The sequence below is a fragment of the Phenylobacterium sp. genome, assembly GCF_041913825.1.
In the GTDB taxonomy this organism is placed as follows: domain Bacteria; phylum Pseudomonadota; class Alphaproteobacteria; order Caulobacterales; family Caulobacteraceae; genus Phenylobacterium.
In genome coordinates this window covers 75,345-100,739 of sequence record NZ_JAYSEO010000004.1, presented here as the reverse complement: position 1 = coordinate 100,739, position 25,395 = coordinate 75,345, and the positions used below count along the sequence as shown (strand labels likewise).

Below are 25,395 nucleotides of genomic sequence, written 5' to 3'. Positions count from 1 at the left end.
GCGTAGGCGAAACGGAGCGGGCTCCTAGCAGAAACCCGCCCCTTCGGCGAGCGCGGCTATTTTCCGGCCACCACCGGCAGCTCGATCATGCTGGCCTGGGCACCGGTGTGGAACACCCGCTGGGTAGCCTTCCGGTAGTCCTGCGGCCTGGCGAAGAAGATGTTCGGCACGAAGGTCTGCGGGTTGCGGTCGTAGAGCGGGAAGAGACTCGACTGCACCTGCACCATGATCCGGTGGCCCGGCTGGAACACGTGGTTCGTGGTCGGCAGCTCGAAGCGGTACTTCTGGACCTTGCCGGCCGGGATGGCCGTCGGCTTCTCCAGGCTGTCGCGATAGCGGCCGCGGAAGATCTCCAGCGCCACCGGGAGCTGATAGCCGCTCATGTCGAGGTCCGAGGGCACGAAGTCGGGCTGCACGTCGATCAGCTTCACCACCCAGTCGGAGTCGGTCCCGCTGGTGGAGGCGAACAGGTTCACCACCGGCTCGCCCGAGATCTGCAGCGGCTCCGTGAGCGGCTCGGAGACATAGGTCAGGACGTCGGGCCGGCTGGCGGCGTGCCGCTGGTCGGACACCAGCCAGAAACGCCACTGGTCCGACTGGTCCGCGCGGACCGGCCGGGGGATGTAGGGCACGGGCTTGGCGGGGTCGGAGACGTACTCGTCGAAGGCCGGGCCGCCCGCCGGCCGCTCGAAGCCGACCTTCAGGCCGGGCTGCAGGTAGAGCGGGCGCATCTTCGCCTCGCAGCCGTTTTCGCAGGCCAGCGGCCATTTCGGATAGCTGCGCCACTCCATCGTTCCGGTCTGGAAGATGGTCACCGGCGCGATGTCGGCCTTGGGGGCGCCGGTCTTCAGGTGCTGGTCGAGGAACGGCTTCAGCACCTTGCGGCGGAACTCGGTGGCCGTGTCTCCGGGCAGCTTGATCGCGCCGAGCTGCCGCTGCTCGTAGTTGACGCCGGAGTGCCGCCACGGCCCCAGCGCCAGGAAGTTCATGTCGTTGTTGGTGTCCTTCGGCTCGGTCGCCTCGTAGGCGTGCAGCGCGCCGTATATGTCCTCCTGGTCGAAGAGGGCGCCCACCCACAGCGTCGGCACCTTCAGCGGCCGCTTGGCGAGGATCTTGTCCAGCGCCTGCTCCTGCCAGAAGGAGTCATAGGCCGGATGCTCGGTCATCTTGCGGAAGGCCGGGAGCTGGTCGATCCCGGCCCGCCTGGCGAACTCGCCCACCGAGCCCGCCCGAAGGAAGTTGTCGTAGTCGTCCAGCGCCTCGCGCGGGACGCCGTCCCCCTGGCCGCGGACGGTCATCTGGTTGAGGAACCAGTCGAACATGGTCTGGCGGAAGGCGCCGTTCTGGAACCAGTCGTCGCCCATCCAGCCATCGATCATCGGGCTCTGCGGTACGGCCGCCTTCAGCGCCGGATGGGGATCCACCAGGGCCATCGCCGTCGTGAAGCCCGGATAGGACGAGCCGATCATGCCGACGCGGCCATTGGATTCCTTCACGTTCTTCGTCAGCCACTCGATGGTGTCGTAGGCGTCGGTGACGTGGTCGACCGGGGTGCCGTTGAGCGGCCCCCGAACGGGCCGGGTGAGCACGTAGTCGCCTTCCGACCCGTACTTGCCGCGGACGTCCTGGTAGACCCGGATGTAGCCGTCGGCGAGGAAGGGCTCGTCCATCTGGCCGCCGGTGGCCGCCGCGTAGGGCGAGACGTTCCGCTGGCTGGCCCGCTTGGCGTTGTAGGGCGTGCGGGTGAGCAGGATCGGCGCGTCTTTCGCGCCCTTGGGCACGATCATCACCGTGTAGAGCTTCACCCCGTCGCGCATGGGGATCATCACCTCGCGCCGCTCGTAGTCGTAGCGGTCGGTGGGCGCCTTGAAGCTGCCGGTGATGTCCGGCGTCATCGGCGGCGTCTGGGCCGTGGCGGCGGTGGCGAGGGCGAGGACGGCCGCGGCGGCGGCGAGGAGGGTGCGCTTCATGGACCGCGACCCTAGCGGGGTCGCGGGCACAAGCTCAAGCGCAGGCGCGTCGTATCAGGCGCTGGCCAGGGCGCTCTGGAAGAGGATGGCGCCGTCGGCGCTGCCGAGCTCGGCCTCGAAGGCGCGGTCCGGGTGCGGCATCAGGCCGAGCACGTTGCCGCGGCCGTTGACGATCCCCGCGATCTTGCGCGCCGAGCCGTTGGGGTTGTCGAGGTAGCGGAAGACCACCTGGCCCTCGCCCTCCAGCCGGTCGAGGGTAGCGTCGTCGGCGAAGAAGTTCCCCTCGCCGTTGCCCACGGTCATCGTCACCTCGCGGCGGCCTTGGTACCCCGCGGTGAAACGGGTCTGGGCGTTGGTGACCTCCAGCTCGACGGGCTTGCAGACGTACTTCAGCCCCTCGTTGCGCAGCAGGGCGCCGGGCAGCAGGCCCACCTCGCAGAGGATCTGGAAACCGTTGCAGATGCCGACGGTGGCGACGCCGCGCTCGGCGGCCGCCTTCACCTCGGCCATCACCGGCGAGAGCGCCGCCATGGCGCCGCAGCGCAGGTAGTCGCCGTAGGAGAAGCCGCCGGGCAGCACGATGAGGTCCAGGCCCTTCGGCAGCTCGCTGTCGCCGTGCCAGACCATGGACACCTCGGCGCCGGTGGAGCGCTCGATGGCGACCTTGCAGTCACGGTCGCAGTTGGATCCGGGGAAGACGACGACGGCGGCTTTCATGGGGGGCTCACGTGGCGGTGGAAGGGGCGAAGGTCAAGCGTCAGCAGGTGCGTCACTGGCGTCGCCAGCTCTTCAGGCTGTCCAGATAGGCGTGCAACTGGTCGTAGCCGGCCCGATCGCCGTAGGGGCAGCCGGTGGTGACCACGTCGGAGCCCTTCACCTGCTGCATCATGATCGCCGGATGCCCGGGCGCACCGGCGCGGGTGATCAGGTACGACGCCTTGCCGTCGTGGGTGGAGTAGTAGTCGTAGGGCTCGGCGGGGTCGCCCGGGGCCTTGTTGAGCGGCTGGGCGGTGACCGCGGCCGAGAGCGCCTCGAATGTCTGGGCGCAGTCGAGCGCCAGCGGCGCGGCCGACGGCGGCTCGCGCTTGGCGCACGCACTGAGGGTGAGGATGGGAAGGAGCGCGAGGGGCAGGGCCCTCACGCCACCTCCACGCGATAGCTTTCGATCACCGTGTTGGCGAGCAGCTTCTCGCACATCGCCTTGACCTCGGCCTCGGCCGCCGCGGGGTCCGAGCCCTGCAGGTCGAACTCGATGGTCTTGCCGACGCGGACGTGCTCGACGCCGCCCCAGCCCAGGCCGTGCAGCGCCTGCTCGACCGCCTTGCCCTGCACGTCGAGGACGCCGGGCTTCAGGAACACGTGCACCTTGGCTTTCACTAGTGGAGGCCCCCCTGAATCACGGTGGGCATCTCCTTCATGATCCCGAGCCGGCGCGCAACCTCGGTGTAGCTCTCGATGACGTTCCCGAGGTCGCGCCGGAAGCGGTCCTTGTCGAGCTTCTCGTTGGTCGCGGTGTCCCACAGCCGGCAGCTATCGGGGCTGATCTCGTCGGCCAGGATGATCCGGGAGAAGTCGTTCTCCCAGATGCGGCCGAACTCGATCTTGAAGTCCACGAGCGTGATGCCGACGGCGCCGAACATGCCGGTCAGGAAGTCGTTCACCCGCAGGGTGAGCGCCATCATGTCGTCGATCTCCTGGGTCGAGGCCCAGTTGAAGGCGGTGATGTGCTCCTCGGCCACCATCGGGTCGTGGAGCTTGTCGTCCTTCAGGTAGAACTCGATGATCGAGCGGGGCAGGGCCTGGCCCTCGGGCAGGCCGAAGCGCTTCGACAGCGAGCCTGCGGCCACGTTCCGGCAAACCACTTCCAGCGGGATGATCTCCACCTCGCGGATGAGCTGCTCGCGCAGGTTCAGCCGCTTGATGAAGTGGTTCTGAACCCCGATCGAGTTCAACCGCGTCATGATGTACTCGCTGATGCGGTTGTTGATGACGCCCTTGCCCTCGAGCACGGCCTTCTTGGTCGCGTCGAACGCAGTGGTGTCGTCCTTGAAGTACTGGATCAGAGTGCCGGGCTCGGGACCTTCGTAGAGGATCTTGGCCTTGCCCTCGTAGATCTTCTTACGGCGGGTCATTCTCAAGCCTTCTCCCAAGCGAGGCGCTTACCGGTCGGCGGAACGAAAAACGCGCGCGTCTGATCCAGTGCGCGCGCGGGTCCGACTCGGCCTCTCGCTCAATATAAGGCCCGCGGAAATTAGCGGATGCGGAAGCCGCGCGCAAACGTGGGGACACACCGCCGCTTTCGATTGCGGCCCGGCGCCTCACGGGATATGTGGTCGCCCGCTTTTCGCGCCGCGCCCGGGGACCACATGACCACCTTCGACGACCGTGAACGGGGTTTCGAGAAGAAGTTCGCGCTCGATCAGGAGCAGGAATTCAAGGCCACGGCCCGCCGTAACCGCCTGCTCGGACAGTGGGCCGCGGGCCTGATGGGCCTGCAGGAGAGCCGCGTGGACGAGTACGCCGCCGCGGTGGTGAAGTCGGACTTCGAGCAGCCGGGCGACGACGACGTGCTGCGCAAGGTCTTCGAGGACCTGAAGGGCGCCGGCGTCACCGTCACCGAGGGCGAGGTCCGGATGAAGATGGCCGAGCTGCTGGCCCAGGCGCGCGAGAGCGTTCGCGGCGAAGGCTGAGGCCGCCGCAGCCTTTGCGGAGATCGATCAGGGCGCGCCCGTGCGGCGCGCCCTTGTCGTTTGCGCCTCAGGCCTTGATCTGGCTATCCAGGTACTTGCGGATCCCGGGGCCGAACGGCGGCCGCAAGGCCTGCAGCGGGCCGATGTCCTTCTTGATCTGGCTGAACACCGCCTTGCGGTGGCTGAACTCGCGGAAGCCGTCCTGGCCGTGGTAGCTGCCCATGCCGGACGGCCCGACGCCGCCGAACGGCAGCTCCTCCTGGGCCACGTGCATGATCACGTCGTTGATGGTGACCCCGCCGGGCGTGGTGGACGACAGGACCTTCTCCTGCTCCGCCGCATCGGCGCCGAAGTAGTAGAGGCCGAGCGGCCGGTCGCGCCCGTTCACATAGGCGATCGCCTCGTCCACGGTCCGGTAGCTCTTCACGGGCAGGACCGGCCCGAAGATCTCCTCCTGCATCACCTTCATGTCGTCGGTGGGATCGAGGATCAGGGTGGGCGCGATCTTGCGGTGCTCCTGCTGGCTGAGGTCCTCGTGCTCGGGCTTCAGCTCCACCACCTTGGCCCCCTTGGCGCGGGCGTCCTCCACATAGCCCATGATCCGGTCGTAGTGCCGCTGGGCGACGATCGAGGTGTAGTCCGGGTTGTCCTTGATGGTCGGGAACATCCGGGCTGCCGAGGCGCGGGCGGCCTGCACGAAGTCCTCGACCTTGTCCTGCGGGGCCAGCACGTAGTCGGGGGCGAGGCAGATCTGGCCGGCGTTCAGCGTCTTGCCGTTCATCACCCGGGCCGCCGCGACCTCGAGGTCGGCCGAGCGGCCGAGGATCACCGGGCTCTTGCCGCCGAGCTCCAGGGTGAGCGGCACGAGGTTCTCGGCCGCGGCCCGCATCACGTGCCGGGCGATGCTGGTCGCGCCGGTGAAGATCATGTGGTCGAAGGGCAGGCGGGCGAACGCCTCGCCCACCTCCGGGCCGCCGGTGACCACGGCGATCTCCTCCTCGGAGAAGGCGCGGGCGAACATCGCCTTCATCAGGTCCGAGGTGGCGGGGGTATACTCCGAGGGCTTGATCATGGCCCGGTTGCCCGCCGCCAGGATGCCGGCCAGCGGCGCGAAGGTCAGGTTCACCGGGAAGTTCCACGGGCTGATCACGCCGACCACGCCCTTCGGCTGGTAGCGGACTTCGGCCTTGGCGCCGAACAGACCCAGGATCGGCGGCGTGGTCTTGCGCTTCTCCGGCTTCATCCAGCGGCGCAGGTGGGCCTTGGCGTGGCGCAGCGGGCCGATGGAGCCCGCCACGTCGGTGAAGGCGGTGGCGTCGCGGGAGCGGGAGCCGAAGTCCGCGTCCAGGGCGTCCTCGATGGCCTTGCGGTTGTCCACGAGGAGCTGGATGCAGCGGTCGATCCGCTCGATGCGCTTCTCGGCGCTCGGCGCGCCGTCGCGCAGGTGGGCGGCCTTCTGGGCCGCCAGGATCGCTTGCATGTCCATGGTGTGACGTCCTCCCTGGTCCGGGAGCAGACGCGCGTTACGCTGGGGCCGTGAAGGCGGCCAGGTAGGGCCGGCTGACCCGCTTGGGGACCACCATGGACCAGGCCTCGCGGACCAGCAGCGCCAGCTCGGCCGCGTCGAGGTCCTCCAGCTTGACGTAGCTCCAGGCGCCGGTCGCCACCCGGCAGGGCTGGAAGGTCTCCGGCCGCACCTCGAACAGGAAGTGCTGGTGGTTCTTGTCCAGCTTCAGGACCGCCCGGCCACGCGACTGAAGCGCGAAGGTCTTCTTGCCCACGTTGAACCACGGCTCGTCCCACTGGGTGAGCTCCTCGGCCCCGGGCAGGCTGAGCGCGATCCGACGCAGGTCGTCGAAGGTGGCCATGCGCCGAGGCTAGCCTCCGCCGTCGTCGCCGTCATCCGGCAGCGGGGCCAGGATCTCGCAGACGACGCCGGTGCGCGCGAACTCGAGCCGTACCTCGCCGTTCAGCTCCCGGGCCAGCCCACGCTCGATCAGCCGGCTTCCGAAGCCCTGCCGCGTCGGCGGCGTGACGGCCGGGCCGTCCCGCTCGCGCCAGACGAGCCGCAGCGACCGGTCCTCCAGCGCCCAGCGTATCTCGACCTGGCCTGCCGGCGAGGACAGCGCCCCGTACTTGGCCGCGTTGGTGCCGAGCTCGTGCAGGGCCATAGCCACCGACAGCGCGGTCTGCGGCGGCAGCGTCCGGGGCGGACCATCCACCTGGAACCGCGAGTCCCCGTAGGGCTGGATGGCGCTGGCCACGATCTCGGCCACGCCCGCGCCTTCCCAGGTCCGCCGCGTGAGGATGTCGTGCGCCCGCGAGAGCGCGAGGAGCCGGTTCTCGAAATCCGCCTGCGCCTGGGCGAGCGATGGGGCGTTGCGCAGCGTCTGGGAGGCGATCGACTGGATGGTGGCCAGGGTGTTCTTCACCCGGTGGTTCAGCTCGTTGATCAGCAGCCGCTGGCGCGCCTCGTCACGCTTGCGCTCCGAGATGTCGGTCTGCACCGACAGGAGCCGGACGGGTCGCCCGCGCGCGTCCTGCTCGATCCGTCCGCGGTTGTGGATCCAGCGCACCTCGCCGTCGGACGGGCGCACGATGCGGTACTCGCGGTCGAAGGGGCCGCCGCGCGCCTGGTCCTCGAGGAAGCCCTGGCGGACGCGCTCGCGGTCCTCCGGATGGACCCGCGTCAGCCAGTCCTCGGAATAGGTTCCGCCCTGGCCGGACTCCGGCGGCAGACCCTGGAGCTGCAGGTATTCCGGCGAGCGGTGGATGCGGCCGGAGACCATGTCCCAGTCGAAGGAGCCCACGGCGCCGGCCGCCTGGACGAGCCGCAGCCGTTCCTCGTTCTCGCGCAGCCGGTTCTCGGCCCGCGCCCGCTGGACCGCGCCCCAGGTCCGCTCCACCAGCTCCTGGGCCATGGCCTGATCATCGTCGCTCCACACCCGCGGTTCGCCCATGTGCACCGACAGGAGCGCCACGAGGCGGTCCGCCTTCACCAGCGGGATGGCGAGGACCGCGCCGATGCCGATGGCCCGGAAACTGGCTGCGTTGCCTGCGGTGATGGGGTCCGCGGCGACGTCGTCGATGCGCACCGGCTGGCCGGCGCGAAGCCGCCCCGCCAACTCCGGCCCGAAGTCCTCGAGCCTGTAGCGTCCGCCGAAGTTCGGCATGTCGCCCTCGGCCCAGTCGTCCTCGATGATGATCCAGTTCTGGTCCGCCTCCATCTCGGCGAAACCCACGCGCCCGGCGGCCAGGGCCTGGCCCAGCAGGCTCGCGGCGGCGTGCTTGATTTCACGGGGCTCGGTGAGAGGGCGCAGGCGCTCGGCGATGGCGAGCTGGAACTTCAGCCTCCGCTCGCCCAGCACCTTCGAGGTGGTTTCCGTGCAGGCGCAGAACATGCCCCCCACGCCGCCGCTCTCGTCGCGCACCGGGCTGTAGGAGAAGGTCCACCAGGTGTCTTCCCAGTAGCCGTGGCGGAACATCCTGAGCAGCAGGTCCTCGGACCAGGTGGCCTCGCCGGCCAGCGCGGACTGGATCAGCGGCCAGATGTCGTCCCAGATCTCGCTCCAGATGTCGTGAAAGCGGCGGCCGAGGGCGGCCGGATGCTTGTCGCCGAGGATGGTGGCGTAGGCGTCGTTGTAGATGAAGCCGAGCTCGGGGCCCCAGGCCACGAACATCGGATGGCCGGAGTTCAGCAGGATGGAGACCGAGGTCCGCAGCGACTGCGGCCAGGTCTCGGGCGGGCCCAGGGGCGAGGTCGACCAGTCGTGGGCGCGCAGGCGCTCGCCCATCTCGCCGCCGCCCAGCAGGAATCCGTGCCGTGGCCGCACCTGTTCGTTCAGCGTCCCACTCCGCCTTCGGTCGTTTGCGCCGAACGCCCCCGCGCCAGCTAAGCGGAAACCGCCGGGGCGCGCTAGGGTTGCTGGCCGAAGACCCGGGCGAAGATCCGGTCGACGTTCTTGAAGTGATAACCGGGGTCGAACAGCTCGGACAGCTCCCCGCGGCTGAGGGTCACTTCGGGGTCGGCGTCCAGGAAGTCGAGGAAGGCGCCCTCGCCGCGCCAGACCCGCATGGCGTTGCGCTGGACCGCGGCGTAGCTCGCCTCGCGGCTCAGGCCCTTCTGGGTGAGGGCGAGCAGGACCCGTTGGGAGTGCACCAGGCCGCCCAGCCGATCGAGGTTCTTCGCCATGTTCTCCGGGTAGACCACGAGGCGTTCGACCACGTTCGCCAGCCGGCGAAGCGCGAAGTCGAGGTGGACGGTGGCGTCCGGGCAGATGCCGCGCTCGACGGAGGAGTGGCTGATGTCCCGCTCGTGCCACAGGGCCACGTTCTCCATGGCCGGCGTCACCGCGGAGCGGACCAGGCGAGCGAGGCCCGTCAGGTTCTCGGTCAGGATCGGGTTGCGCTTGTGGGGCATCGCCGACGAGCCCTTCTGGCCGACGTCGAAGAACTCCTCGGCCTCCAGCACCTCGGTGCGCTGCAGGTGACGGATCTCGACGGCCAGGCGCTCGATCGACGAGGCCACCACCGCCAGCGCCGCGAAATAGGCCGCGTGCCGGTCGCGCGGAATCACCTGGGTGGACACCGGCTCGACGGCCAGGCCCATCTTCTCCGCCACGTACTCCTCCACCTCGGGGGCGACGTTGGCGAAGGTGCCCACCGCGCCGGAGATGGCGCAGGTGGCGATCTCGAACTTCGCCATCGCCAGCCGCTCCTTGGCGCGCTGGAACTCGGCGTAGTGGCCGGCGAGCTTCAGGCCGAAGGTGGTGGGCTCGGCGTGGATGCCGTGGCTGCGGCCGACGGTGGGGGTGAGCTTGTGCTCGAACGCCCGGCGCTTGAGGGCGGCCAGCACCAGGTCCACGTCCTCGATCAGCAGGTCGGTGGCGCGGCTGAGCTGGACGGCCAGGGTGGTGTCGTTGACGTCCGACGAGGTCATCCCCTGGTGCAGGAAGCGCGCCTCAGGCCCCACGATCTCGGTGACGTGGGTGAGGAAGGCGATCACGTCGTGCTTCACCTCGCGCTCGATCTCGTCGATCCGGTCGGCGTTCCAGACCGCGTCGCGGCCCTTCTCCCAGATGACCCGCGCAGCCTCGGCCGGGATGACGCCGAGCTCGGCCATCTTGTCGGCGGCATGGGCCTCGATCTCGAACATGATCTTGAAGCGCGTCTGGGGGTCCCAGATGCGGGCGGCCTCGGGGCGGGCGTAGCGGGGGATCATGGACGCCGCATATCCCGGCGGGGGGACGGAAAGTCAAATTCTGAGCGTGGAAAAGTTGAGGGCGGCGGCCCGGCCGCCGCCGCCCTCGCTCTGGCCGAGCTACTGGCGATAGCTCAACCGGAGATAGAAGAACTGGCCCGGCGCGTCATAGGCGTTCGGGTCGTAGTTGTTCAAGCCGCAGGTGATGCAACCGGGCGGATCCTTGTCGAAGAGGTTGTTGACGCCGACGGCGACGCGCACGTCCTCGCTGAGGAAGGTGGGGGTCCAGCGAAGCTGGGCGTCGGCGTAGAGCCGGGACTCCAGCTTGTTGTCCGCGCCGGTCTCGTCCACCGAGGAGATGTAGCGCAGGCCGAGCGTCGCCCCCCAGTCGGCGCGGTCCCAGTCCGCCATGAAGTTGGACTTCACCTCCGGATAGGCCTGGTCCGGGCTGCCGCGTTCGGTGCCTTCGCGCGACACCGGGGCGAGCCCGGCGGCGGTGGGGACGAACTCGGTGAAGTCCAGCAGCCAGGTGGTGTACCAGCGCAGGCCGAACGACCCCGCGGCCCAGTCCGGCGAGCGCCAGATGACGTTCAGGTCCAGCGCCTCGGTGTCGATGCCGCCGATGTTGATCAGCGGGTTGGCGATGCCGACCACCTGGCCCGACGCCGTGCGGGTGATGGTGGCGCAGGCCAGCGCATCGCCCGTCTGGGCGCAGCGGTCGAGCAGGGCCTGCCCGTTCTGAGCCTGGATGGCGTCGTTGAGCTCGATCTTCGAATAGGCGAGCTCCACCGAGCCGCCGCTCGCCCAGCTCGTGTCGCGCAGCCAGCGGGGTTCATAGACGACCGAGGCGTTCCAGCTCTCGCTGGTCTCGGGCCGCAGCGCCGCGTTGCCCGAGGTGATCACCGAGATCTGCGGATTGAGCTGCACGTAGCTGCCGTTGGCCGGCACGCCCGCGGCGATGCAGTTGGCGCGGACGTTGGCCGGCGTGGCGGCGCTGAAGCCCGAGCAGGGGTCGACGACCTCCTGGTCGAAGCGCGAGGCCGAGCCGAACAGCTCGCCGATGGACGGCGCGCGGAAGCCCTCGCCCCACGAGCCGCGGACCAGAACGTCCTCCGTTGGTCGCCAGGAGAGGCCCGCCTTGAAGGTCTCGTCCGAGCCGCTGGTGGAGTAGTCGAAGAACCGCGCCGCCACCGAGGCCTCCAGCCGCTGGATGAACGGCATGTCGGCGACCAGCGGGATCCGCAGTTCGCCATAGGCCTCCTTGATGGTGATCGAGCCGCGGGCCGGCTGGGCCGGGATGTCCGACGAGAGGCCCGCAGCGACGATGGCGTCGGGCTGGAAGTAGCCCTCGGTCTCCCGCCGCTCCACGCCGACCGCGAAGGCCAGCGGCCCGGCCGGCAGGTCGAACAGGTCGCCGGTGAGGTTGGCGGAGACGTCACGCAGCTCCTGCTGCGAGGTGTCCTGCTGGGTGAAGCCGATGAAGGCGAGCATTTCGGGCGTGATCGTGCCGGCGCCGCCGAAGATGTTCAGCGGCACGCAGGAGCCCGTGCAGGCCGCCGCCGGGCCGAGCGCCTGCTGCACCCGCTGCGCGTTGACGTTGCCGGTGAAGGTCTGTTCGGCGTGGTTGCGGGAGATCACCCCGTTCACGTCCCAGTGCCAGTTGCGGCCGCCCACGTCCCAGTCGCCCTCAAGGGTGGCGGTGACGTTCCAGGTGTCGACGCGCTGCTCGTAGTGGCGGGGGCCGGCCTCCACGAGGCGGCGGCCGATGAAGGCGTAGGTGCCGGGGCCGAGGGTGAAGCCGAACGGATTGTAGCGCTGGGTGGCGTCGATCACGACCGTGTCCAGCAGGTTGCCGTTGCCGGCGTCCGGGCCCACGAACAGCGGCAGGGGCGCGGCCTGGTTGGCGGAGCGGCGCTCCACGTAGCTGGCCCGCACGCGCAGCCGCACATCGTCCGAGAAGTCGTGGCGCAGCGAGCCGAACACGCTGGTCCGCTCCAGCGGCGTCAGGATGTAGTTGTAGGGCTGGAAGTTGAACCGGTCCGCCGTGGTGAAGGCCTTGTAGCTGCCGGCCGCGCTGGTCGGATCGCCGGGGATGTAGGTGGCCCGCTGCCCCACGCCGAGCGCCTGGCGCAGGGTGACGTCGAAGTCCGTGCCGGTGTTCGGGTCCGAGATGATGAACCTGCCCAGCGGCGTGCCCGACGAGCAGCTCGTGTCGCACTCGGTGGCGTAGGGCGACGGGAAGCGCGAGATGGACCGGTCGGCGGCGTAGATCGGGTCCTGCTTGAACCAGCCGCCGCCGACGACGACCTGGGTCCGGTCGGCGCTGACGCCCCAGGAGACGTTGTAGTCCTGGGTGAAGCCCTCGTCGTCGCCGGTCTGGCCGATCTGGGCGCTGGCCTGCAGGCCGTCCTGGTCCTGGCGGGTGATGATGTTTACCACCCCGGCGATGGCGTCCGAGCCGTAGATCGGGGAGGCGCCTTCCTGCAGCACTTCCATGCGTGCGATCATGGCGGCGGGGATGGTGTTGAGGTCCACCGAGCCCGGCACGCCCGAGGCCGCCGCCCCCGGCACCCAGCGCAGCCCGTCCACCAGCACCAGCACGCGCCGCGAGGACAGGTAGCGCAGGTCGATCTCGGCCGAGCCCGCGCCCACGCCGCCCCCGTCGGGCGGGTTGCCGAAGTTGCCGGAGTTGTTGAACCGGGCGTTCAGGCCGCCGCCGGCCGACGGGATCCGCTGCAGCACGTCCGCGGTGGAGGTGAGGCCGGACTTGGCGATCACCTCCTGGTCGATCTGGACCACCGGCTGGTCGCGCTCCAGCGGGCTGGTGCGGATGCGCGAGCCGGTGACGACCACCTCCTCGACGGAGGTGTCCTGCGCGTGGGCGACGCCGAACGAGCCGCCGGCGGCGAGCGCCGTTGCGGCCAGAAGGGCGGCGCCCCTCAGGTGACGATGCATGATGTTCCCCCTCAGGAACCCGGCGATGCCCCTGTCCGGCCCCACGCCGCGAGACTCGCCGTTCATGGAACGAGGATACGGAGGGGGCGCGCTCGCGCGTCAAGCGAGCGGCAGAGGTGTGGCAACTCGCGGCTGATCGCCTGTGGCGGCGGCGCCTCAGCAGTTTTGGCGAGGCGTCGCGCCTGTTCGAGCGTCAGGCCGCCGCCTGGGCGGCCTTCGCGCGGGCGATGTCGCGGGGCAGGGTGATGGCGGCCAGCAGGTAGTGGACCCCGGCCCAGGCGTAGATCAGCAGGTTCGAGACGATGCCGTAGCGCGTGCCCTGGGCCATGGCCGCCTTGCAGGCGGCGTCCAGGGCGGCTGGCCCGCCTTCCGGCCCGATCCCGCCCGGGCAGGCGGCGTTGAAGCTGCCCAGCCCGCCCGCGTTCGCCCAGGCCTGCTGGGCGAAGAGATCGATGCACCAGCCGGTGAACGGCGGGCCGAAGCCGAGGGCGATCAGGTTCAGCACGAAGAAGAGCAGGGCCACCGCCGTCGCCCGCATCCGTACGTCCATGGCGTTCTGCACCACCCCGAAGGTCGGGCCGAGGTAGGTGTAGTGCAGGATCCCCGGCAGCAGCAGGATCGCCCAGGCGAGCTGATAGCTCTCCCGCGTGTAGGCCAGGATGTAGAGCGGCGTGGCGGCGATCAGGCCGATGGCCGGCACGAGCGCGTACCAGCGGACGCTGCGCTTGGAAGCCCAGTCGGTGAGCACCCCACCCAGCAGCGTGCCGAGACCGTTGGACACGCCGGCGATGAGGCCGATGGCGAGGCCCACGGTGGCCAGCCCCAGGCCGAACTCGCGGATGAAGTAGGGCGGGGCGTACTGGCCCGTGCCGTAGCCGGCGAAGCTCGCCATGGTGATGCCGGCGGCCATGTGGAACATGCCCCAGGAGCCGAACAGGCGCTTGGCCACCACCAGCATGCCGGGCGGCTTCTCCATAGTAGGCGTCGGCGCGGCGGAGATCGCTGCGGGAGCCGCGTCCGGCGCGCCGGCTTCGGACGCCTCGCGGCCGAGCGCGCCGGGCGTCTCGTCAAGCGCCACGCCCGTCTCGGCGGCGGCGAGCTGGCGGTCGCTCCAGCCCCGGGGCGGCTCCTTGATGAACAGCTTGATGGCGATGGCCACCAGCACGCCGGGCAGGCCCACCAGCATGAATGCCGCCTGCCAGGAGACGTTCTGGGCGATCCAGCCGCCGGCGATGGCCCCGAACATGGTCCCGAACGGAATGCCCAACGAGTAGATCGAGAGCGCCGAGGCGCGCTTCTTGGGCTCGAAATAATCGCTGATCAGGCTGTGGGCCGGCGGGCTGAGCCCCGCCTCGCCCACGCCCACGCCCACCCGGTAGAGCAGGAGCTGAAGGTAGCTGGTCGCCGTGCCGCAGAGCGCCGTGAACGCCGACCAGATGACGATGGCGATGGAGATGATGGTCACCCGGCTCTTCCGCTCCGCCAGCCGGGCGATCGGGATGCCCAGCGCGGTGTAGAGCAGGGCGAAGGACAGGCCGCCGAGCCAGCCGAGCTGGGCGTCGGTGAGCTTCAGGTCCACCTTGATGGCCTGGCCGATGGTCGAGATGATCGTGCGGTCGATGAAGTTGAAGGTGTAGGCGACCACCAGGAGCGCCAGGACCGTCCCCTTGTAGCCGTCGGTGTAGGCGGGCGCGGGCGTGGAAGCCCGGTCGGATGCGGCGCTCATCGGCGGCAGGCTCCCTGGTGCGGTCCCCTGCCGCTTCGGGGCGGCGGGGTTGTCGTTGCCGGCAGGTTAGGGGGAGAACGGCGCCGAGGGGAAGGGGCCCTTGCGGAAGGGAACGGCCGTTCAGGCCTCCGGCCCGCCGGGCAGGCGGGCCTCCAGCTCGGCCACCCGGGCGCGGAGCGGTGCGGTCAGCGCCTCCACCTGCTCGAGGGTGAAGCGCGGCGTGATGTGCTGCGGGCAGTTCCAGTCGAACGCCTCCAGCGCGATCACGAAGGCCCTCTCGACGTGGGCCCGATAGCCCGGCGCCTGCAGGGCGGCCATCAGCGCGGGATCTTCCTCGGCCTCCACCACCCGCACCCGGCCGAGCAGCTTGAGCCGGGCCTGGTTCGGGTAGTCCATGAGGATCAGCGACACCCGGTCGTCGCCCTTCAGGGCGCCCAGGCTGACGTACTGGCGGTTGCCGCGGAAGTCGGCGAAGGCCAGGGTCCGATCGTCCAGCGGCGTCAGGAAGCCCGCAGGCCCGCCGCGGTGCTGGACATAGGGCCAGCCGGTCTCCGTCACCGTCGCCATGTAGAAGCTGTCGCGCGCCGCGATGAAGGCGATCTCCTGCGGCCCGAGCCGATCCCGGGCCTCGAACTCCGGCGCCTCGAACCGCGCATAGGCCCCCCGCGAACCCAGCCTCGCCTGCTCCGCCTTCACTCGTGGCGTGAACATCAGCCTGGAAAAGGCGTGGGCCATGGGCGGCGCTCCGGTTCGGCGCGGCGGCGGCCACGCATTGACGGTGAAGGTGGGGAGCAGGCGCGGGCGCGGCAACGGGCGGCTAGGCCACTTCGAACGCCGGATGGAAGCTGACCTTGGCCGCGGGGCGGGGGCCGGCGAGCGTCAGGCGCTGGAAGGCGCCGGGCGGGGCGCGGCCGGCGTAGAGGTCGGGGTCGGGCTCGAAGCCGAAGCGCCGGTAGTAGGCGGGGTTCCCGAGCAGGACGCACCCGCCGGCGCCCTGCGCCCGGAGCCGCTGCAGCCCCTCGCGGATCAGGGCCTGGCCGACGCCGCTGCGCTGGCGCGCCGGCCACACTGAGACCGGGCCCAGCGCGAACCAGCCGGCCGCGCTGACGGGGGAGAAGGCCACGTGGCCCAGCACTTCGTCACCGTCCGCGGCCACCAGCGAGATGGCCAGCGCGCCGGCCGCCCTCAGGGCCTCGATCACCCGGGCCTCGGTCTGCCCGCTGAACGGCAGACCCTCGAACGCGGCCTCGGTCAGGGCGTGGATGACGGCGGCGTCTGCAGGACGCTCCGGGCGGATCTGCATGATGGAGAACCTGTCGAGGGCCCAGGCCCGCGCCGCGCGGCGGCCCCTTACCGCTTCTTGCCCAGCTCGGCGGCGATATCCTTGGTGAGGCGGCCGACCTTGCGGTGGGCGGCGGTGAGCTGCTCGCGTGTGACGCCCCAGCGCTTCATCCAGTACTCGACGGCCTGGCGCTCGGAGAGGTCGAGCCGCTCCTTGTCGATGAAACCACGCTTGTCCTTTAGGCCGGCCATGCAGCTCTCCTCCGCTTGCGGGGAGCTTCGCCCGGCGGCGGCCCGCTGACCACCCCTTGCGCGCGTGACAACGGGGCCGGGGGCTCTGCTAAGCTCGGCGGCCCCACAACCTGGAGCGGCGCGGCCGAGCCGTGCGCCGGCGCCCGATGACCGCGTTCCACCACCTGCTGGCCAACAACCTCGTCGCCAACATCACCAACTTCACGGTGTGGTTCGCCCTGACCTTCTGGGTCTATCTGGAGACCCGCTCGGTGTTCGCCACCGGGATGATCGCGGGCGTCTACCTGGTCTTCACCGCGGGGTTCGCCATCTGGTTCGGCAGCCTGGTGGACCACCACCGCAAGAAGCTGGTCATGCTGAGCTCGAGCGTGGCGTCGTTCGCGCTCTATGCCGTGTCGCTGGCGGTCTACCTGCTGGCTCCGCCGGGCGCACTGGCCGAGGTCGCGGGCGTGTGGCTCTGGCTGTTCATCTTCGTGGTCATGCTGGCGGTGATCGCCGGCAACATCCGCTCCATCGCGCTGCCCACCCTCGTCACCATCCTGATCCCGGAGGACCGCCGGGACCGGGCGAACGGTCTCGTCGGCATGGTCACCGGCGTGGGCTTTCTCACCACCTCGGTGATCAGCGGTTTCCTGGTGGCCTGGGGCGGAATGGGCGCGGTGCTCGGCTTCGCGCTCGGACTGACGGCGCTGGCCTTCGCCCATCTCGCCCCCGTGCGGGTGGACGAAGGTCGACCGGCGACGGCCCAGGCGGATGCGCCGGCCGGTCCGAAGCGGGTGGACATCGCCGGCACCATCCGCGTGGTCGGCGCCGTCCCCGGCCTCTTCGCCCTGATCCTGTTCGCCGCCTTCAACAACTTCCTGGGTGGCGTCTTCATGGCCCTGATGGACGCCTACGGCCTGTCGCTGATGCCGGTGCAGGCCTGGGGCCTGCTCTGGGGCTTCATCTCCATCGCCTTCATCCTGAGCGGGGTGGTGATCGCCCGCACGGGGCTCGGGAAGAACCCGCTGCGCACCCTGATGCTGGTCAATCTGGTGAGCTGGGGCGTCTGCTGCGTCTTCACCCTGCAGTCCTCGATCCCGATGCTCGCCGCCGGCTGCTTCGTCTGGATGCTGCTCGGCCCCTATGCCGAGGCCGCCGAGCACACCACACTGCAGAAGGTGGTGCCCCTGGAGCGACAGGGCCGGGTGTTCGGCTTCGCCCAGTCGGTGGAGCAGGCCGCCTCGCCGCTGACCGCCTTCCTCATGGGGCCGCTCACCCAGTTCGTGTTCATCCCGCTGATGACCACGGGCGCCGGGGCCGAGGCCATCGGCGACTGGTTCGGCCGCGGACCCGAGCGGGGGATCGCGCTCGTGTTCACGCTCTCGGGGGTGTTGGGGGTCGTGGCGACGATCGCCGCCTGGAACTCGCGCTACTTCCGGCAGCTCTCGCGGGCCTATGCCGGCGAGGGCGCGGCCGCGCGGGCCTAGCCGCGCCGGGCGGCGAGGGCGACCACGCCGGCCCCGGCGGCGGCCACCAGGGCGTCCTCCACAAGGCCGCTGCGGGTCTGTCCGAAGCGGGCCATGGCGCGCTTGCGGCCGGCCAGGGTGAGGTAGGCGAGCGGGATGGCGGCGGCGACCGCCAGCGCGGCGCCCGCCTTCTCGCGCCCGCGCGGGGCCAGGGCGGCCCCGGCGACCCCGGCGCTCATCGCCCGCGCCAGCAGGCCGAGGAAGGCGGTGCGGTCCGGGGCCGACTTCAGCTTGTCGCCGGCCAGCTCGCCAGCGCCCATCGCCAGCGCGCCGAACCGGAACAGGGGCTGGTCCAGCAGCACCAGCCGCCCCGGCGTCCGGCGTCCGGCCAAACGTGCGGCGGCGAGCGCGGCCATCGGCGTCATCGCGCGGGCGCTGGCCACGGCGCCGATCAGGGCGGAGGAAAGCAGGCTGGGGGTACGCATGGCGCGTGAACACCGCAACGGGGCGGACGGTTCAGCGAACCGCCCGCCACCGCCGGCGCCCCGCGGCGCTTCGCGCGCCTCAGACCTGCGCCAGGCCGCCGTCGACGAAGACCTCGCCGCCGGTCATGAAGCTGCTGTCTGAAGAGGCCAGGAAGGCCGCCACGGCGCCGGTCTCGCTGGGATCCCCCATGCGGCCGATGGGTGTGGTGGCGCCGAGCGCGGCGAGTCCTTCCTCGCCCACGACCTCGAGGGCGAGCTCGGTCAGGGTCGGTCCCGGGGACAGGACGTTCACCCGGATGCCCGTGCCCTGCAGGTCCAGCGCCCAGGTGCGGGCGAGGTTGCGGATCGCCGCCTTGCTGGCGCTGTAGACGCTGAACTGCGGGGTGCCCATCACGCCGGTGGTGGAGCCGGTGAGGATGATCGAGCCCCCGGGCCCCATCAGCGGCAGGCCCCTCTGCACGGTGAACAGCACGCCCTTCACGTTGATGTCGAAGGTCTGGTCGTACTGCTCGGGCGTGATCTCGCCGAGCGGGGCGAACGACCCGGTGCCGGCATTGGCGAACAGGATGTCGAGACCGCCGCGCTCCGCCTTCACCTGCCCGTAGAGCCGGTCGAGGTCTGCGAGGTCGGTCACCGAGCCGCGCACCGCCCGGGCGTTGGGGCCGAGCTGGGCCAGCGCTGCGTCCAGCGGTTCCTGCCGCCGGCCGAAGATGTAGACGAAGGCGCCTTCGTCGACGAACCGCTTGGCGGCGCCGAGACCGATCCCCGTTCCGCCGCCCGTGATCACCGCGGTCTTTCCATCCAGCCGTTTCATGATGTGCTCCTGGTTGAGGTTGCCATCAGCTGGCGGCGCACACACCTATCGACAAGTATGCACCTTTTGGTAAGTACCTAGGAATGTCAGATCCTGCCGATCCCGTCGCCTCGAGCCCGGCCCCGCTGGTGGCGAGCTGCACGGCCAACCTGCCCGGCTTCACCTGCGGCCTGGACGCCACGCTGCGGGTCATCGCCGGGAAGTGGAAGCCGCTGATCCTCTACTTCCTCGCCCAGGGCGGCCCGACGCGCTACGGCGAGCTGCGCCGGGCCATTCGGGACGTCAGCGACAAGATGCTGATCCAGCAGCTCAAGGAGCTGGAGGCGGACGAACTCGTGAAGCGGACCGACTACAAGGAAGTCCCGCCGCGCGTGGACTACAGCCTCACTCCGCTCGGGGTCAGCCTCGCCGAAGCCCTGGTCCCGCTCTGCACCTGGGGCACGGAGAACATGGCCGAGGTCAGCCGGGTCTTCGCTCAGCGGGCGGCGTGGAACGCCGGGCGGGGCTCGACGGGAACCTCGGGCTAAGGGGGGCGTCGCCCTCCAGAGCCGGCGGGTTTCCGGCCATTCGCCCGACCGGCCGCGAGCTCGCCGTCGGACCCGTCCGTAGACCGACGATCGCGAAGCGCCTAAGACATGGGTCGCCGAACGATGCGCGCCAGTCCGGGGGGACCATGCCGACCTATTTCAGCTCCACCGAGTTCCGGGCGCCGTTGCGCGCCGGCTTCGAGAACGCCTCGCACCACGAGATCGCGGTGGGCGACTTCACGGGCGACGGCAAGGTCGACTTCGTGGTCAGCTACTTTCTCTACCCGCTGGAGGACCGCAGCGTGCCGGTCCGCGTCATGGTGGGCGACGGGCAGGGCGGCTTCACCGACCAGACGGCCACGTTGTTCGGCGCCGCCGCGCCGCGCACCGTGCATGCGCGCGAGGCCGTGGTGGGGGACTTCAACCGGGATGGCCGAGCGGACCTGTTCATCGCCGACCACGGCTATGACGCCCAGCCGTTCCCCGGCGCACAGAACGCCCTGGTGCTCTCGTCGGGAGCGACCGGGCTGGTGAACGCCACCGGTCAGCTTCCCGCGATCGCCGACTACTCCCACTCCGCGGAGGCGGCGGACATCGACCGTGACGGTGACCTCGACATCTACGTTGGCAACGGCGGCGGCGGGACGGGCTATACGAAGCCGTTCTTCCTCATCAACAACGGCCAGGGCGGCTTCACCCGCTCGGACGCCCAACTGCCGGCCACGGTGCTCAACGGGGCGAACCACTGGACGGAGGCCTTCGTGGACGTCGAGGGCGACGGAGACCTCGACCTGTTCCTCGGCTCCAGCCTCAACAGCGGCTCGCGGCTGCTGCTGAACAACGGCCAGGGCGTGTTCACCGAGTCCGGCCGGAATCTGCCGCGAGGCGCGGCCAACGCCGACGGCGTCGAGGCGGTGGTGATGGACGTCAACCGTGACGGCCGCCCGGACCTGCTGGTCGGCTATACCGTGCCCACCGGCGGCGATATTCAGCGGCAGTTTCAGGTGCTGCTGAACGACGGGCAGGGTGGCTTCACCGAGGGCACGGCGGCCACCCTGCCCGCGGCGATGCTCTCCGGGACCTGGGTGCGGCGCTTCCACCTGACCGACGTGAACGGGGACGGCCTCACCGACATCGTGCTCTCCGACCGGTCGACCGCCCCGGTGCACCTCAATGACGGCGCCGGCCACTTCGTCGCCATGCCCGGCCTGCTGCCGGGCAACGAGTTCGACCAGATCACACCTCTGGACGTGAACGGCGACGGCCGCACGGACTTCGTCGCCGTGCGGGGCAAGTGGGACGGCCAGGAGCAGTTCCGGGTGGACATCGCGGGCGCCCTGCCGACCAACCAGGCGGGCGCCGCTGTGGCGGAGAGCTTCATGGCCGGCGCGCGGGCGACCACCGTCAATGCGGGCGCGGGCGACGACGTCATCGTCGGCGGCGCCGGTGACGACTACCTGCGCGGCGACGAAGGCAATGACCGCATCGCCGGCGGCGACGGCTTCGACGACGTCCACGGCAACATGGGCGACGACACGGTCTCCGGCGGGCGTGGGCCCGACTGGGTGGTCGGCGGCAAGGACAATGACCGGCTGTTCGGCGAGGACGGCGACGACGTGGTCTACGGCAACCTCGGAGACGACACCCAGGAGGGCGGGGCCGGCGCCGACTGGGTGCGCGGGGGCCAGGGGAACGACGTGCTGACGGGGGGCGCGGGCGACGACTGGATGAGCGGCGACCGCCACGACGACACGCTCACCGGCGGGACCGGGGCCGACATCTTCAACATCTTCGGCGAGGCCGGGACCGACCTGGTCACCGACTTCAACCGGGCCGAGGGCGACCGGGTGAAGGTGGAGCCCGGCTTCACCTACACCGTGGCGCAGTCCGGGGCGGACGTGGTGATCTCGCTGAGCGGCGGCGCTCAGATGCGGCTGGCCGGCGTGCAGATGTCCAGCCTGACCGACGGCTGGATCTATACCGGCTGAGCCGACTTCGCCGCGGCGAAGCGGCGCTCAAAGTCGCGGGCGAGCTGGCCGATGGTGATCTCGCCGAAGCGGGCCAGAAGGCGCTCCTCCGCCTCGCGCAGCGTTTCGCAGACCGCGTCGTTCACCGCCTGCTCCACCAGGCAGGCCGGATCGTCGTTGGCGATGCCGATGGCGAAGACGGCGGGCTCGCCCAGCGCCTCGTGGACATCGCGCAGGGTGATCTCGTCCAGCGGACGGGTGAGGACCCAACCGCCGCCGTGTCCCTTCTCGGACGCCACGTAGCCGCGCTCCCGCAGACCCGCGAGGGTCCGTCGCACGACCACCGGATTGGTGTTGAGCATCCGCGCGATGAGCTCGGAGGTCACGGGGCCGTCGTGCCGGTCCATGTGGATCAGCACGTGCAGCATCCGGGAGAGGCGGCTGTCGCTGCGCATCCGCGGACCCTAGCTCAGGAGGTCACGGAACAAAAGAAGTTGCGTAAAAGAGTGCTTGGCGCGATCATGTAACTCGTGAGATTGCATGAAGGAGCATTCCATGCGTTACGACGTGATCGTCGTCGGCGGCAGCTTCGCCGGCCTTTCCGCGGCGATGCAGCTGGCGCGCGCCCAACGCCGCGTGCTGCTGGTGGACGCCGGGCAACCGCGCAACCGGTTCGCGGAGGCCTCGCACGGCTTCCTCGGCCAGGACGGCTCGGCCCCGGCCCACATTCGCCGGCTGGGCCTGAAGCAGGTCGGCGCCTATCCGACGGTGGACCTGGCCCAGGACGTGGCGCAGTCGGCGCGTCGCGCCGGCGACGGGTTCCGCGTGACGCTGGCCGAAGGCGGGGAGGCGGAGAGCCGACGCGTGGTGCTGGCCACCGGGGTCGCGGACGACCTGCCGCTGCCGTCCATGCAGGCGCGCTGGGGCGTCAGCGTGCTGCACTGCCCCTACTGCCACGGCTACGAGGTCCGCGATCGGCCGCTGGCGGCGATCGCCAACCACCCCATGGCCGCCCACCAGGCCCTGCTGCTGCCGGACTGGGGCCCCACGACCTACTTCACGCAGGGCTGGTTCGAGCCCTCGCCCGAGGAGGCGGCGCAGCTCGCCGCCCGCGGCGTGGCCATCGAGCGCACGCCGGTGGTGGAGCTGCTGGGCGAGGGCCCCCGGACCGAGGCCCTGCGCCTGGCTGATGGGCGCGTCGTCCCGGCCGAGGCGGTGTTCACCGCGCCCCGGACCCGTATGGCGAGCCCGCTTGCCGAACAGCTCGGCTGCGCCTTCGAGGACGGCATGACCGGCCCACACATCGTCGTCGATCCCATGAAGCAGACCAGCGTGCCCGGCGTGTTCGCGGCGGGCGACGCCGCCCAGCCGATGCACAACGCGACGCTGGCCTCGGCCGCGGGCGTGATGGCCGGGGTGGCGGCCCACCGCTCGCTGGTGCTGGCGGAGGCGGCCTAGCCGACTTCCGCGGGTGCGCCGACCTGCCGCTCCACGAGGCGGCCGCGGGCGAGCCGGCGGTTGGCCTCGCCGACCAGGGCCAGGGCGCGGTTGAAGGCATCGCCGCAGTCGGGGTCGGCCTGGCCGCAGGCGGCGAGCGCGGCCAGCCGGCCTGTCGCCGGATCGGCGGCCACGTCGAAGGGGCCGTCCCGGAGCATGGCGCGGAGGCCCGAGAAGACCTCGTCCGGCAGAGGCGCCGCCTCGAGAGCCCGGGCGCTGGGCGCGAAGCCGCCGCCCACGGTCAGGCTGAGCATGTAGGGATCGACCGGGCCGAGTCGCAGGCCGCCGTTGGCGGCGACCTCGATCAGCGGCAGGTAGGGGGCGAGCCCCGGCACGACGTGGTTGGGCAGGCTGCGGCGGCGCCAGTAGGCGCCGGCGATGCGGGCGTAGTGGCCGTAGTCGGCGATGGGCCGGAAGTCCGCCGCCGCGAGCGGCAGGATCTCGACCTTGGGCTTGGTGACCACCACGGTATCGTTGGCCACGTCCACGTAGAGGACTCCGACGAGCAGGGCGTTCTGGAAGTAGCGGCCGCGCAGGTCGCCCCAGGCGCGGCGCACCTCGCCGCCCGCCATCGTGAAGGCGCGCAGCGCGGCCAGAGCCGTGGCGGCCGCAGCGGGAAGAGCGGCGGGATCGAGTCCGGCCAGGCGGCGCTGCACCGCCACGGTGATCTCCAGGCACTGGCCGAGCGGGTAGGCCGCCTCCCCGCGGAAGGGCTGGGCGGCGCGCAGGGCCGGGTCGAGCTCGGCGCGTACGTGCAGGAACAGGGCCTCGAGCCCTCCGAGCACCGGCGCCAGGAAGCGATCGGTCAGCGCCTGCTGCCGCTTCGCATCGCGCACCTGCGGCCGCGTCGCCTGGCCGTAGGCGACGTAGTCGGACATCGAGCCCAGCAGCCGCAGCGCGCCGGCCGGCACGCCCAGCCGCGCCGTGATCGCCGCGAGCCGGGCGCGGTCCGGGTGGAGCTGGGGAAGCTCGGCATCGGGTACGCGCAACATCGGCGCCTTCTAGCGGCGCCGCCGCCGCGCCGCACCGGGACGGTGGGTCGCGGCGGCGGAAACGCCTCAGCTCACCGTGTCTTCGCGAATGGTCCGGCGGGCGAGCCAGAAGCAGGCGAAGGCGGCCAGACCGAACCCGGCGGAGATGATCAGCGCCCAGCGGACGCCTTCCGCCACGCCGGCCGCGCAGGTGGCCTTGGCGGCCCCCACGGCGGTCTTGCAGGCGCCGACGCTCAGGCCGTCCGGCCCGAGGAAGCTGTTGGCCATCAGGTCGGACAGAACGCCGACCGCCAGCGGGCCGAGGCCCAGGCCGATCAGGTTGATGATGAACAGCAGGAGGGCGGCGGCTGTGGCGCGCATGTGCGGCGGCACCACCGACTGGCCGGTGCCGTAGACCGGGCCGTACCACAGGGTGCCCAGGAAGGCGTTCACCGCCAGGATCAGCAGGGCGATGGCCGCCGAATCGATGGTCACGGCGGTGATGTAGACGGGGATGGTGATCAGGCTCGCGATCGCCGGGGTGACCATGTAGGCGCGCAGGTCGGTCTTGCCGTACTTGTCGGCGATCACGCCGCCCAGCCAGGCGCCGAGCGTGCCGGCCGCGCCGCTGATGACGCCGAGCGCCAGGCCGATGAAGCCGATGGGTCCGAGCTCGATGCCCAGGACATTCCCCCAGAAGTCGGCGAGCTGGGCGATCTCGGCGCTGTGGTTGCGGAGGAAGAAGGAGGCGGTGAATGGCGCGTGGCCGTAGCCGATGAAGGCCTTGATGGCGGCGGCGAAGGCGATGAACCAGAAGGTGTTGCGCTTGGCGAGGTAGCGGACCGTGTCGCCGAACGAGGCCATGTTGGCGGTCACCTGGGCCGCGTGCTGGGCCATCAGCCGCCGGGGTTCCTTCAGGGTGAAGATGGCCAGCGCCGCGAAGATCAGCCCGGGGACGCCGGCGATCAGGAAGGCGGTCCGCCAGCCGTAGGCGTCGGCGATCATCCCGCCCATGATCAGCCCGAGCAGGGAGCCGATGGGCGTGCCCATGGAATAGAAGGCCAGCGCCGAGGCGCGCTTCTCCTTCGGCACGTAGTCGACGATCAGCGAGTGAGCCGGCGGCGTGCAGCCGGCCTCGCCCACGCCCACGCCGATCCGGTAGAGCACGAGCTGGGTGAAGTTGCCGGCCGTGGCGCAGAGCGCCGTGAAGCCGCTCCACACCGCCACGGACGAGCCGATGATGATCGCCCGGTTCTTGCGCTCGGCGAGCCGCGCCAGGGGGATGCCAAGGAAGGTGTAGAAGACCGCGAACGCCAGGCCGCTCATCAGGCCGAGCTGCCAGTCGGCGAGCTTCAGGTCCTCCTTGATCGGCTCGGCCAGGATGTTGATCACCTGCCGGTCGAGGAAGTTGATCACATAGATGCCCAGGAGCAGCCACATGGCGTAGCGGGTGTAGCCGCGGCTGAACGGGACGGTCGTGGCGGCTGCGGGGGCGGCGTGCGGCTCGACATCCGGCGTGGCGGTGCTGGTCATGGCCTAATGGGCTCCGGCTGGTCTGAAAATGGCTTCAAGCGGCAAGGGGACAGGCGCGGGGATGGCGCGGGTCGCGGAC

The 25,395-nt window shown here is 70.6% G+C and carries 24 protein-coding genes; 5 read left to right on the top strand and 19 right to left on the bottom strand.

What is annotated here, in order from left to right; all coding sequences use genetic code 11:
* Positions 1–56 precede the first annotated feature (56 nt).
* Genes ACE3Q8_RS04105 through purC form a run of 5 tightly spaced genes read right to left on the bottom strand, consistent with a single transcriptional unit; the run spans position 57 to position 4,102 of the window.
* Entirely contained in the window at positions 57–1,970 is a 1,914-nt protein-coding gene (locus ACE3Q8_RS04105) for a CocE/NonD family hydrolase (protein WP_374468967.1), read from the bottom strand.
* A 54-nt stretch (positions 1,971–2,024) separates the two neighbouring features.
* A complete protein-coding gene (purQ, locus tag ACE3Q8_RS04100; RefSeq protein WP_374468966.1) occupies positions 2,025–2,687 on the bottom strand; it encodes a phosphoribosylformylglycinamidine synthase subunit PurQ in 663 nt (220 codons plus the stop codon).
* 52 nt (positions 2,688–2,739) lie between these two features.
* On the bottom strand, positions 2,740–3,111 hold the full coding sequence (locus ACE3Q8_RS04095) for a hypothetical protein (protein WP_374468965.1): 372 nt from the start codon (positions 3,109–3,111) through the stop codon (positions 2,740–2,742).
* Positions 3,108–3,347, bottom strand: coding sequence for a phosphoribosylformylglycinamidine synthase subunit PurS (purS, locus tag ACE3Q8_RS04090; protein ID WP_374468964.1), 240 nt, complete (start codon positions 3,345–3,347; stop codon positions 3,108–3,110). The genes ACE3Q8_RS04095 and purS overlap by 4 nt, the downstream gene beginning before the upstream one ends.
* On the bottom strand, positions 3,347–4,102 hold the full coding sequence (gene purC, locus ACE3Q8_RS04085) for a phosphoribosylaminoimidazolesuccinocarboxamide synthase (RefSeq protein WP_332048979.1): 756 nt from the start codon (positions 4,100–4,102) through the stop codon (positions 3,347–3,349). Before purC ends, purS begins: the two co-directional genes overlap by 1 nt.
* Before the next feature lie 234 nt (positions 4,103–4,336).
* On the opposite strand from purC, the gene ACE3Q8_RS04080 reads away from it, so the two are divergent.
* On the top strand, positions 4,337–4,660 hold the full coding sequence (locus tag ACE3Q8_RS04080; protein WP_374468963.1) for a DUF1476 domain-containing protein: 324 nt from the start codon (positions 4,337–4,339) through the stop codon (positions 4,658–4,660).
* Between the two features lie 67 nt (positions 4,661–4,727).
* Here ACE3Q8_RS04080 and ACE3Q8_RS04075 read toward each other — a convergent pair whose 3' ends face one another.
* From ACE3Q8_RS04075 to ACE3Q8_RS04035, 9 genes are all read right to left on the bottom strand, one after another.
* Positions 4,728–6,146: a coniferyl aldehyde dehydrogenase gene (locus tag ACE3Q8_RS04075; protein WP_374468962.1), complete on the bottom strand. Its 1,419-nt coding sequence runs from the start codon at positions 6,144–6,146 to the stop codon at positions 4,728–4,730.
* A gap of 37 nt (positions 6,147–6,183) precedes the next feature.
* On the bottom strand, positions 6,184–6,528 hold the full coding sequence (locus tag ACE3Q8_RS04070) for an MmcQ/YjbR family DNA-binding protein (RefSeq protein WP_374468961.1): 345 nt from the start codon (positions 6,526–6,528) through the stop codon (positions 6,184–6,186).
* A 9-nt stretch (positions 6,529–6,537) separates the two neighbouring features.
* Complete coding sequence (locus tag ACE3Q8_RS04065; protein ID WP_374468960.1) at positions 6,538–8,493, bottom strand: HWE histidine kinase domain-containing protein; 1,956 nt, start codon at positions 8,491–8,493, stop codon at positions 6,538–6,540.
* Between the two features lie 83 nt (positions 8,494–8,576).
* Positions 8,577–9,881 (bottom strand): adenylosuccinate lyase, encoded by a 1,305-nt coding sequence (gene purB, locus ACE3Q8_RS04060; RefSeq protein WP_374468959.1) that lies wholly within the window; start codon positions 9,879–9,881, stop codon positions 8,577–8,579.
* Positions 9,882–9,980: 99 nt separating this feature from the next.
* Complete coding sequence (locus tag ACE3Q8_RS04055) at positions 9,981–12,815, bottom strand: TonB-dependent receptor (RefSeq protein ID WP_374468958.1); 2,835 nt, start codon at positions 12,813–12,815, stop codon at positions 9,981–9,983.
* A gap of 193 nt (positions 12,816–13,008) precedes the next feature.
* Positions 13,009–14,541 carry a spinster family MFS transporter gene (locus ACE3Q8_RS04050; protein ID WP_374468957.1) on the bottom strand — a complete coding sequence of 511 codons (1,533 nt, stop codon included), beginning with the start codon at positions 14,539–14,541 and terminating at the stop codon, positions 13,009–13,011.
* A gap of 120 nt (positions 14,542–14,661) precedes the next feature.
* Positions 14,662–15,276, bottom strand: a complete 615-nt coding sequence (locus ACE3Q8_RS04045; protein WP_374468956.1) for a pyridoxamine 5'-phosphate oxidase family protein — start codon at positions 15,274–15,276, stop codon at positions 14,662–14,664.
* A gap of 82 nt (positions 15,277–15,358) precedes the next feature.
* On the bottom strand, positions 15,359–15,844 hold the full coding sequence (locus tag ACE3Q8_RS04040; protein ID WP_374468955.1) for a GNAT family N-acetyltransferase: 486 nt from the start codon (positions 15,842–15,844) through the stop codon (positions 15,359–15,361).
* Positions 15,845–15,891: 47 nt separating this feature from the next.
* The gene (locus tag ACE3Q8_RS04035) at positions 15,892–16,074 is read right to left on the bottom strand and encodes a DUF3606 domain-containing protein (RefSeq protein WP_374468954.1); all 183 of its coding nucleotides are present in this window, start codon (positions 16,072–16,074) and stop codon (positions 15,892–15,894) included.
* A 146-nt stretch (positions 16,075–16,220) separates the two neighbouring features.
* Between ACE3Q8_RS04035 and ACE3Q8_RS04030 the strand changes: the two genes are divergently transcribed.
* Positions 16,221–17,543 carry an MFS transporter gene (locus tag ACE3Q8_RS04030; RefSeq protein WP_374468953.1) on the top strand — a complete coding sequence of 441 codons (1,323 nt, stop codon included), beginning with the start codon at positions 16,221–16,223 and terminating at the stop codon, positions 17,541–17,543.
* Here ACE3Q8_RS04030 and ACE3Q8_RS04025 read toward each other — a convergent pair.
* Positions 17,540–18,007, bottom strand: coding sequence for a hypothetical protein (locus ACE3Q8_RS04025; protein WP_374468952.1), 468 nt, complete (start codon positions 18,005–18,007; stop codon positions 17,540–17,542). The genes ACE3Q8_RS04030 and ACE3Q8_RS04025 overlap by 4 nt on opposite strands.
* A gap of 79 nt (positions 18,008–18,086) precedes the next feature.
* Positions 18,087–18,821 (bottom strand): SDR family NAD(P)-dependent oxidoreductase, encoded by a 735-nt coding sequence (locus ACE3Q8_RS04020; RefSeq protein WP_374468951.1) that lies wholly within the window; start codon positions 18,819–18,821, stop codon positions 18,087–18,089.
* Between the two features lie 83 nt (positions 18,822–18,904).
* On the opposite strand from ACE3Q8_RS04020, the gene ACE3Q8_RS04015 reads away from it, so the two are divergent.
* Together ACE3Q8_RS04015 and ACE3Q8_RS04010 are read left to right on the top strand one after the other, a co-directional pair.
* Positions 18,905–19,348 carry a winged helix-turn-helix transcriptional regulator gene (locus tag ACE3Q8_RS04015; RefSeq protein WP_374468950.1) on the top strand — a complete coding sequence of 148 codons (444 nt, stop codon included), beginning with the start codon at positions 18,905–18,907 and terminating at the stop codon, positions 19,346–19,348.
* Positions 19,349–19,494: 146 nt separating this feature from the next.
* Positions 19,495–21,336 (top strand): FG-GAP-like repeat-containing protein, encoded by a 1,842-nt coding sequence (locus tag ACE3Q8_RS04010; RefSeq protein ID WP_374468949.1) that lies wholly within the window; start codon positions 19,495–19,497, stop codon positions 21,334–21,336.
* On the opposite strand, the gene ACE3Q8_RS04005 is transcribed toward ACE3Q8_RS04010, so the two are convergent.
* Positions 21,324–21,770 carry an Rrf2 family transcriptional regulator gene (locus ACE3Q8_RS04005; protein WP_374468948.1) on the bottom strand — a complete coding sequence of 149 codons (447 nt, stop codon included), beginning with the start codon at positions 21,768–21,770 and terminating at the stop codon, positions 21,324–21,326. The two genes, ACE3Q8_RS04010 and ACE3Q8_RS04005, sit on opposite strands and share 13 nt — an antisense overlap.
* A gap of 100 nt (positions 21,771–21,870) precedes the next feature.
* Between ACE3Q8_RS04005 and ACE3Q8_RS04000 the strand changes: the two genes are divergently transcribed.
* Positions 21,871–22,773: an NAD(P)/FAD-dependent oxidoreductase gene (locus ACE3Q8_RS04000; RefSeq protein ID WP_374468947.1), complete on the top strand. Its 903-nt coding sequence runs from the start codon at positions 21,871–21,873 to the stop codon at positions 22,771–22,773.
* Here ACE3Q8_RS04000 and ACE3Q8_RS03995 read toward each other — a convergent pair.
* Both ACE3Q8_RS03995 and ACE3Q8_RS03990 read right to left on the bottom strand, forming a co-directional pair.
* A complete protein-coding gene (locus ACE3Q8_RS03995; protein ID WP_374468946.1) occupies positions 22,770–23,804 on the bottom strand; it encodes a hypothetical protein in 1,035 nt (344 codons plus the stop codon). The genes ACE3Q8_RS04000 and ACE3Q8_RS03995 overlap by 4 nt on opposite strands.
* A gap of 66 nt (positions 23,805–23,870) precedes the next feature.
* Complete coding sequence (locus ACE3Q8_RS03990; RefSeq protein ID WP_374468945.1) at positions 23,871–25,316, bottom strand: spinster family MFS transporter; 1,446 nt, start codon at positions 25,314–25,316, stop codon at positions 23,871–23,873.
* Between the last annotated feature and the right edge of the window lie 79 nt (positions 25,317–25,395).

Bases quoted from the DNA above. Each gene is read 5' to 3' on its own strand.
- ACE3Q8_RS04105 (WP_374468967.1), bottom strand. From the start codon at position 1,970: ATGAAGCGCACCCTCCTCGCCGCCGCCGCGGCCGTCCTCGCCCTCGCC.
- purQ (WP_374468966.1), bottom strand. From the start codon at position 2,687: ATGAAAGCCGCCGTCGTCGTCTTCCCCGGATCCAACTGCGACCGTGAC.
- purC (WP_332048979.1), bottom strand. From the start codon at position 4,102: ATGACCCGCCGTAAGAAGATCTACGAGGGCAAGGCCAAGATCCTCTAC.
- ACE3Q8_RS04080 (WP_374468963.1), top strand. From the start codon at position 4,337: ATGACCACCTTCGACGACCGTGAACGGGGTTTCGAGAAGAAGTTCGCG.
- ACE3Q8_RS04075 (WP_374468962.1), bottom strand. From the start codon at position 6,146: ATGGACATGCAAGCGATCCTGGCGGCCCAGAAGGCCGCCCACCTGCGC.
- ACE3Q8_RS04070 (WP_374468961.1), bottom strand. From the start codon at position 6,528: ATGGCCACCTTCGACGACCTGCGTCGGATCGCGCTCAGCCTGCCCGGG.
- purB (WP_374468959.1), bottom strand. From the start codon at position 9,881: ATGATCCCCCGCTACGCCCGCCCCGAGGCCGCCCGCATCTGGGACCCC.
- ACE3Q8_RS04055 (WP_374468958.1), bottom strand. From the start codon at position 12,815: ATGCATCGTCACCTGAGGGGCGCCGCCCTTCTGGCCGCAACGGCGCTC.
- ACE3Q8_RS04050 (WP_374468957.1), bottom strand. From the start codon at position 14,541: ATGAGCGCCGCATCCGACCGGGCTTCCACGCCCGCGCCCGCCTACACC.
- ACE3Q8_RS04045 (WP_374468956.1), bottom strand. From the start codon at position 15,276: ATGGCCCACGCCTTTTCCAGGCTGATGTTCACGCCACGAGTGAAGGCG.
- ACE3Q8_RS04040 (WP_374468955.1), bottom strand. From the start codon at position 15,844: ATGCAGATCCGCCCGGAGCGTCCTGCAGACGCCGCCGTCATCCACGCC.
- ACE3Q8_RS04035 (WP_374468954.1), bottom strand. From the start codon at position 16,074: ATGGCCGGCCTAAAGGACAAGCGTGGTTTCATCGACAAGGAGCGGCTC.
- ACE3Q8_RS04030 (WP_374468953.1), top strand. From the start codon at position 16,221: ATGACCGCGTTCCACCACCTGCTGGCCAACAACCTCGTCGCCAACATC.
- ACE3Q8_RS04025 (WP_374468952.1), bottom strand. From the start codon at position 18,007: ATGCGTACCCCCAGCCTGCTTTCCTCCGCCCTGATCGGCGCCGTGGCC.
- ACE3Q8_RS04020 (WP_374468951.1), bottom strand. From the start codon at position 18,821: ATGAAACGGCTGGATGGAAAGACCGCGGTGATCACGGGCGGCGGAACG.
- ACE3Q8_RS04015 (WP_374468950.1), top strand. From the start codon at position 18,905: ATGTCAGATCCTGCCGATCCCGTCGCCTCGAGCCCGGCCCCGCTGGTG.
- ACE3Q8_RS04010 (WP_374468949.1), top strand. From the start codon at position 19,495: ATGCCGACCTATTTCAGCTCCACCGAGTTCCGGGCGCCGTTGCGCGCC.
- ACE3Q8_RS04005 (WP_374468948.1), bottom strand. From the start codon at position 21,770: ATGCGCAGCGACAGCCGCCTCTCCCGGATGCTGCACGTGCTGATCCAC.
- ACE3Q8_RS04000 (WP_374468947.1), top strand. From the start codon at position 21,871: ATGCGTTACGACGTGATCGTCGTCGGCGGCAGCTTCGCCGGCCTTTCC.
- ACE3Q8_RS03995 (WP_374468946.1), bottom strand. From the start codon at position 23,804: ATGTTGCGCGTACCCGATGCCGAGCTTCCCCAGCTCCACCCGGACCGC.
- ACE3Q8_RS03990 (WP_374468945.1), bottom strand. From the start codon at position 25,316: ATGACCAGCACCGCCACGCCGGATGTCGAGCCGCACGCCGCCCCCGCA.